The sequence below is a fragment of the Thiobacillus sp. genome, from assembly GCF_024708915.1.
Genome location: NZ_JANJXQ010000249.1, coordinates 1 through 7,111 on the forward strand (window position 1 = coordinate 1; position 7,111 = coordinate 7,111).

Genomic DNA, 7,111 nt, shown 5'->3' on the forward strand with positions numbered 1-7,111 from the left:
CAAGGCCTCGTACTGGCGCGTCAGGCAGGCGTCGGTGGCAGTCAGGATCCGCTCGAAGTCTTCCACCGAGAGCGCCTGCAGTTCGACCCGGATCGGCAGCCGCCCCTGCAGTTCGGGGATGAGGTCGGACGGCTTGGACAGATGGAACGCGCCGCTGGCGATGAACAGGATGTGATCGGTCTTCACCATGCCGTACTTGGTCGACACGGTGGTGCCCTCGATCAGCGGCAACAGGTCGCGCTGGACGCCCTGGCGCGACACGTCGCTGCTGTGGGCATCGCTGCGGGTGGCGATCTTGTCGATCTCGTCCAGAAACACGATACCGTTCTGCTCGACCGCTTCCAGCGCCTGCTGCTTGGTTTCCTCGTCGCTGATCAGGCGCCCGGCTTCTTCCTCGGCCAGCAGTTTCATGGCTTCGCGCACTTTCAGCTTGCGGCTCTGCCGACGGCCTTGCCCGATGTTCTGAAACATGCCCTGCAACTGCTGTGACAGGTCTTCCATTCCCGGCGGGGTGAAGATTTCCATGCTGGGACTGACCGCCGCCAGCTCGATTTCGATTTCCTTGTCGTCGAGCGCACCTTCGCGCAGCATCTTGCGGAAACGCTGGCGCGCCGCACCCTCCTCGCGTTGCGGTTCGGCCTCGCCGAAGCCGGCGCTGCGCGGCGGCGGCAGGAGCGCGTCGAGGATGCGCTCCTCGGCGGCCTCCTCGGCGCGAAAACGGACTTTGTCGGCGGCTTGTCCGCGCATCTGCTTGACCGCGGTTTCCATCAGGTCGCGGATGATGGTGTCGACGTCGCGCCCGACGTAGCCGACCTCGGTGAACTTGGTCGCTTCGATCTTGATGAAGGGCGCGTTGGCCAGCCGCGCCAGGCGCCGCGCGATCTCGGTCTTGCCGACCCCGGTCGGGCCGATCATCAGGATGTTCTTTGGCGTGATCTCCTGGCGCAGCGGATCGCTCACCTGCTGGCGCCGCCAGCGGTTGCGCAACGCGACCGCCACCGCGCGCTTGGCGGCGGCCTGGCCGACGATGTGTTTGTCGAGTTCGTGGACGATTTCTTTGGGGGTCATTGGGCGTGAGGCGTTAGGCGTGAGGGGTGAGGTGGGAGGCACTTCACCCCTCACCACCTCACAGGGTTTCGATCACATGATTCTGGTTTGAGTAAATGCAGATGTCTCCCGCAATGGTGAGGCTCTTTTTGACGATTTCAAGCGGGGGCAGGTCGGTGTTTTCCAGCAGCGCGCGGGCGGCGGACTGGGCGAAGGCGCCGCCCGAGCCGATGGCGGCGATGCCGAGCTCGGGTTCCAGCACGTCGCCGTTGCCGGTGATGATGAGCGAGTATTCGCGGTCGGCCACCGCCAGCATGGCTTCGAGCCGCCGCAGCATGCGGTCGGTGCGCCAGTCCTTGGCAAGTTCGACCGCACTTCTGAGCAGATGCCCCGAATGTTTGTCGAGCTTGGCTTCGAAGCGCTCGAACAGGGTGAAGGCGTCGGCAGTGCCGCCGGCGAATCCGGCCAGGACCTTTTCCTGATACAGCCGGCGCACCTTGCGCGCGGTGGACTTGATGACGATGTTGCCGAGGGTGACCTGGCCGTCGCCGCCGAGGGCGACTTCATTGCCACGGCGGACGGAAAGGATGGTGGTGCCGCGATATTGTTCCATGGCCGAATTATAAATGACGCTCGGATCGGGACAGGTGGCGACCCGGCGGGCCGGAGTCAGTCCGGGTGGTGCGGGATGAGTTGCGCCAGCTGGTCGATACCCATGACGCGAAACAGTTCGTGGATGAGCGCGTTGTGTCCGCGCAGGGTGATGCTCTTGCCGTTGCCCAGGCATTGCATCAGCACGCCGATGAACTGGCTGACGCTGCCGTAATCGACGCGGGTGACCTGCGACAGATCGACCAGCACTTCACTGTGGGTGGCGGCGTAGCTGCAGAGTTGCTGCAAGACGCTGTCGTTGGCGGGGGTGATCTCGCCAGTCAGCTGCAGGGCATTGTCCAGCGGCTCGGCAGGCTTGCCCTGCACCACTTCCGCGGCTTGCACCTCGCTCCAGGAAGGGGGAGAGACTTCAAAGCGCACGGCGTAATCGACCGCCAGATCTTCGAATTTCTCCTGTTGCCCGAGTGTTTGGTACAGCTCCAGCAACAGCAGCCAGTGCACCGCGCGGCTGTGGGTGGCGCGGTTGAGATCCTGCAGCAGCGCGATCAGGCGGTCGACGCCGCTGACCTGCAGCTTGCGCTTGGCCTTGCGCGCCGCGCTCAGGACCCGCGCGCATTCGTCCGCTCCCGACTCGTCGACCATGGCGATGTCTGAAAAATCGATCCGCACCGCGGTATTTTTGGCGGTGGCGGCAATGCCGTCGCGCAGCGTGGCTGCAGCGGTCTTGTCGAGCAGTCCGGGCAGCTCCAGGCTGGCCGTCTGGGCTTGCTGGGGCGTTGCCGCGCCGTTGCCGTTCATTTTTTGCCAGACCGGCGGCGAGGTCTCAAAGCGCAACGCGTAATCCAGCGCCAGCTGGTCGAACTCTTTCTCGCGGCCCTGGATGGCGTACAGATCGAACAGCATGTGCCAGGCGCGCCGGTCGCCCGCCGCGAGGATGCCCTGCAGCATATGCTCGGCCCCCCCGGCCTGGCCGCTGGCGTAGAGGATGGCGGCCTCGTCGAGCGGCGACTGGGGCGCGCCGCTGGATTCCTCGACGACGATCCCGCTGTCGGGGCCGATCCCCACGCCCATCACCGTCTGCGTCTGGGGCGCTTCGACCGGCTCGGGCGCAGCGCGGCGCGCCGGCGCGGATGCCGGCGGTTTGTCCTTGCCTTTTTTGAAAAACGGGAGGGCCACGCAGGAGATATCGGCACGCCGATGGAAAAATCGAGCCCTAATACTAGCGCCGATGGTGCTCAGCGGCAACCCGAAGAAATCCGCCCGCCAGCGCGCACACGGCCAGCGCGACGACGATCAGCGGCCCGGTCGGCAGATCCGTGAGCGCCGAGAGAACCAGGCCGCCGCCGTAGCCGGCTGCGCCGATGACGAAGGCCGGCGCGGCCCAGTCGCGCGCGCGGTCCAGCGTCGCGAGCGCGGGCAGAATGAGGCTGGCGAACACCAGATAGACGCCGACCAGTTGCACCGAGGTCGTGATCGCCAGCGCGAACAGCGCGTAGAACCCGATGCTGCGGCGCATGAGCGGCCGCCACAGCAGGCCGATCGCCGCGTAGATCGCGGCGGCGGCGGCGAGCTGCGCGTCGCTGACCCAGAGAATCTGGCCGACCAGCAGGGTCTGCAATTCCTCGCCGCCGTGCGGGTCGCTCGCCAGCAGCAACGCGGCGACGCAGGCCGCCACCACGAAGCTGGAGCCGATCAGCGCTTCCTGCCGCTGCGGCCAGCGGCGGTCGCTCCAGGCCAGGAGCGCGGCGCCGGCGAGCGCCGCGGCGAAGGCGACGAGCTGCGTGCCCCAGCCGCTGTCCCAGTCGGCGACGTGCGCGACGATCACGCCGAGCCCGGCGAACTGGGCGATGGCCAGATCGAGAAAGACGATGCCGCGCGCAAGCACCCGCCGCCCGAGCGGGATGTGGGTGGCCAGCACGAGCAGACCCGCCGCGAGCGGCGGGCCGAGCAGGGCGGGGTCGAGCGCGGCGAAGCTCATTTCAGCCCCGCCAGCAGTTTCGAGACGGTCGAGTCGAACAGGCCGAACAGGTCGCCGCTCTGCGCGTCGCCGCCCACCGTGAACGGCACCACGACCGCCTTCACGCCGGCCTGCGCGGCGATCCACTCGCTCGGCCGGGCCGGCTGGTAGGCGGCCCGGATGACCAGCTTCGCCGGTTCGGCGGCCAGCCGCTGCTTCACCGCGGCCAGGCTGGCGAGGCTGGGTTCGACGCCGGGTTTGGGTTCGAGCACGGCGACTTCCTTCAGCCCCAGCCAGTTCAGCAGGTAGGGGAAGGCCTTGTGCTGCACCACGACGGGGGTGCCTTTCAGCGGCGCGGCGGCTTTTTCCCAGCGGGCGATGGCAGCGTTCCAGCGGGTCGAGAAATCCGCCCAGCGCTTGCGGTAGACGCCGGCGTCGGCGGCGTCGAGCGCGGCCATCCGTTCGGCCAGCGCCGCGCCGACCCGGGCGATGTTGCGCGGGTCGGTCTGGATGTGCGGGTTGCCCGCCGCGTGCACGTCGCCGGCCGCGCGGTCGAGCACGGCTGGCTTCTCGCGCAGCGCGACGAAATCGGCGGCGAAGAATTGTCCCGGCTGGCCGGCCTGGATGGACCGGTTGCCGGATTCGCCGAGGATCACCGGCAGCCAGCCGATCTCCAGTTCGGCGCCGGTGCAGACCAGCAGGTCGGCGCTGCGCGCGCGGGCGATCAGCGACGGCCGCGCCTCGATGCGGTGCGGGTCCTGCATCGCCGTGGTCGCGGTGTAGACGTCGACCCGGTCGCCGCCGATCTCGCGCACGAGCGCGCCCCATTCGGGTTCGCAGGCGAAGACCTTGAGCGCCGCCTGCGCGGCGCCCGGCAGCAGCAGGGCGGCGGCCAGGAGGCCGGCGCGCCATGTCGGATACACGTGTTTCATGGCCGGTCTCCTCAGAACTTGTGGGCGCCGTGGCTGCCCAGGCTGTAGATGTACTGCACGTAGAACTGGTTCTCGTCCACGCCTTCCATCGCCTTGTCGAGCGTGTACTGGAGGCGCAGCCGCGAGAACTCGGACGGGCTGTAGTCGAGCATCAGGCTGTGGCGCTTCGGATCGTAGTCGGCCAGCGATTCGAACACGCTGCCCGCATCCGCGCCGTTGAACAGCACGTCGTCGCGGAACAGCTGGTCGTAGCGGTAGCCGGCGCGCCAGCGCGGCATGAACTGGTAGACCGCCTGCGCGTAGAAGCCGGACTGGTCGGCCAGATAGGGCGCGGCAAGCCCGCCCGCGCACAGGCTGGGCGCGGCCGGATCGGCGTCGTCGCAGGCCAGCGTGCCGGATTCCTTGCGCTGGAAATATTCCGCCGCGAACTTGAAGTTCTGCTGCGTGGGGTTGCCGTTCGGCGCCCATTTCCAGACGAAATCGGCGAGCCAGGTGCGGCTCTTGCCGGAAAAATCGCCGGCGGTCTCGATCTCGTTGATGTCGTGGCTTTCGAATTCGCGGCCGCGCGGCTTGGCGCGCAGCCACGACAGGCCGGCGCGCCAGCTGTTCGAGACGCCGACGTCGCCGCCGGTGTGGCCGAACAGCGTCACGCTGTCGGCGCCGTTGCTGTCGTTGCGGGTGCCCGGGAAGGCGCTGCCGTTGCCGAGTTCGGCGCCGAATTCGAGGAAGGTGTCGGTCGGCGCCAGCCATTTGAACTGCACGCCGTCCTGCGCGTAGCCCTCGCCGAACAGCACTTCGTAGACCAGGTTGTTGGTGGCGAAATCCCAGGCGTGCGGGTGCTGCTCGTTCTGATAGCCGATGCCGGATTTGAAGCGGCCGCCCTTGATCGAGACGCCCTGGCCGAGGCCGGTGGTCTGCGCCCAGGCTTCCTCGACCTCGACTTCGCCGTCGGCCAGCACCGCGTTCAGATAGCCGCGGAAATAGGGGTCGATGCTGGCGGACAGCACCAGTTCGCTGCCGTCGACCGAGAAGCCGCGGTCGCCGCCGCCGTGGCCGTGGCCGTCGGCCGCCATGAAGCCGCTGATGCCGCGTTCGCCGCGGTCTTCGAGATGCGCGTAGCGGCCCTGCAGGATGAGCGAAACGTCCGGATTGAAACTGCTGCGTGTCCGGGACTGGGGTTCGGGGGCGGCTTGCGCCTGTATGGCGGTCTGGGTGGCCACCGTTTCGGTGCGGGTTTCGGCCTGCTGCAGGCGCGTTTCCAGCGCCTGGATGCGGGTTTCGTAGGCGGCCTTCAGGTCGCGGATTTCGGCGCGCAGCGCGTCGAGGTCGGTATCGGCAAATACAGGAGACGCAGCCGCGAACGCGGCCACGAAAAGTGTGGGTCGTAACATGTAAAACTCCGTCGGAAAATGGAACGCAGCCGGCCGCCCCGCGAGGTCGGCCGGTGTTGAGGTGCGGATTTCAGACGGGGGCAGGCGGGGCGCGGGCTTGCGCGCGGCAGGGGAGGACGGCGGCGGGTGGCGGCGGCACCGCCGGCAAGCCGAGATAATGGCCGGGCACGACCGGCAGCGTGAACGCGCTTGCCGGCGCCACGCTGCCGAGGTTGGCATGCGCCAGGCAAACCTCGCACACCGGCTCGGGGAGGCCGGAGTCGTGCGGCTGCAGATGCCCGAGCGCATGGGCGAATGCGGACGCCTGGCCCAGCAGCAGGAACAGTGCGAACAGCGTGCGGATGAGACGACGGCGCAGCATGCGGGTCAGTCGGGCGGCGGCACAGGATCGTAGCCGTGGGCGCAGCCGGGGCGGCAGCGGCCGATGCGTTTGGCGGTCAGCCAGCCGCCCTTGAGCGCGCCGTGTTTTTCGATCGCCTCCTTGCCGTATTCCGAGCAGGTCGGCAGGTAGCGGCATTGCCGGCCAAGCCACGGCGAGAGCGCCAACTGGTAGAGGCGGATCGCGCCGACGAGGCATTGCTGCGCCAGGTTCATGGGCTCGCCTGCGCGCCGGGTTCGGCCTGGCTACGCGCCGCGCCGGTGAAATCGGCCAGCAGCTTTTCCACGAAGCCGGCCGTGTCGCCCTGCAGCGCGAGCGCCTGGTGCGCCGCATCCAGCGCGACGGGTTTGGCTACACCATGGAGGCAGTGGCCTACACCTGGTTCAACCGCTTCGCCGCGCTGCGCTACATCGAGCTGCACGACTACCTTGGCCACGGCCACCGCGTGCTCTCCAGCGCCACCGCCGGCGGCCTGCCGGACATTCTCGCCCACGCGGCCGATCTCGCCGCCAGTCGTACGCTGCCCGGGCTGGATGCCGCCCACATCGCCGAGCTCAAGCTCGCCGGGAACAAGGACGGCGAGCTCTACCGCCTGCTGCTGGTCGCCCAGTGCAACGCGCTCTCCACCGCCATGCCCTTCCTCTTCGAGCGCATCGACGACGAAACCGAGCTGCTGCTGCCCGACAACCTGCTGCGTACCGACTCGGTCATCGCCAAGCTGGTCGCCGAGATCCCGGAAGAAGATTGGGCCGAGGTTGAGATCATCGGCTGGCTCTACCAGTTCTACATCAGC

General features: G+C 68.0%; 8 protein-coding genes and 1 pseudogene. 1 reads left to right on the forward strand and 8 read right to left on the reverse strand.

Annotated elements, in window-relative coordinates; translation table 11 throughout:
* From hslU to yidD, 8 genes are all read right to left on the reverse strand, one after another.
* The coding region (hslU, locus tag Q0L94_RS16910) for an ATP-dependent protease ATPase subunit HslU (protein WP_296755651.1) at positions 1 to 1,068 on the reverse strand (1,068 nt) is incomplete at its 3' end.
* A gap of 58 nt (positions 1,069 to 1,126) precedes the next feature.
* Complete coding sequence (gene hslV, locus Q0L94_RS16915; protein WP_296639965.1) at positions 1,127 to 1,660, reverse strand: ATP-dependent protease subunit HslV; 534 nt, start codon at positions 1,658 to 1,660, stop codon at positions 1,127 to 1,129.
* Between the two features lie 56 nt (positions 1,661 to 1,716).
* Complete coding sequence (locus tag Q0L94_RS16920) at positions 1,717 to 2,835, reverse strand: STAS domain-containing protein (RefSeq protein ID WP_296755654.1); 1,119 nt, start codon at positions 2,833 to 2,835, stop codon at positions 1,717 to 1,719.
* A gap of 43 nt (positions 2,836 to 2,878) precedes the next feature.
* Entirely contained in the window at positions 2,879 to 3,637 is a 759-nt protein-coding gene (locus Q0L94_RS16925; RefSeq protein WP_296755657.1) for a metal ABC transporter permease, read from the reverse strand.
* Complete coding sequence (locus tag Q0L94_RS16930; protein ID WP_296755659.1) at positions 3,634 to 4,548, reverse strand: zinc ABC transporter substrate-binding protein; 915 nt, start codon at positions 4,546 to 4,548, stop codon at positions 3,634 to 3,636. Before Q0L94_RS16930 ends, Q0L94_RS16925 begins: the two co-directional genes overlap by 4 nt.
* Positions 4,549 to 4,559: 11 nt before the next feature.
* The gene (locus Q0L94_RS16935) at positions 4,560 to 5,939 is read right to left on the reverse strand and encodes a TonB-dependent receptor (protein ID WP_296755661.1); all 1,380 of its coding nucleotides are present in this window, start codon (positions 5,937 to 5,939) and stop codon (positions 4,560 to 4,562) included.
* Between the two features lie 70 nt (positions 5,940 to 6,009).
* Positions 6,010 to 6,300, reverse strand: a complete 291-nt coding sequence (locus Q0L94_RS16940) for a hypothetical protein (RefSeq protein WP_296755663.1) — start codon at positions 6,298 to 6,300, stop codon at positions 6,010 to 6,012.
* A 5-nt stretch (positions 6,301 to 6,305) separates the two neighbouring features.
* Positions 6,306 to 6,533 (reverse strand): membrane protein insertion efficiency factor YidD, encoded by a 228-nt coding sequence (gene yidD, locus Q0L94_RS16945; protein ID WP_296755666.1) that lies wholly within the window; start codon positions 6,531 to 6,533, stop codon positions 6,306 to 6,308.
* A 107-nt stretch (positions 6,534 to 6,640) separates the two neighbouring features.
* Between yidD and Q0L94_RS16950 the strand changes: the two are divergent.
* Positions 6,641 to 7,111: pseudogene (locus Q0L94_RS16950) on the forward strand (SAM-dependent methyltransferase); the annotation flags it as partial.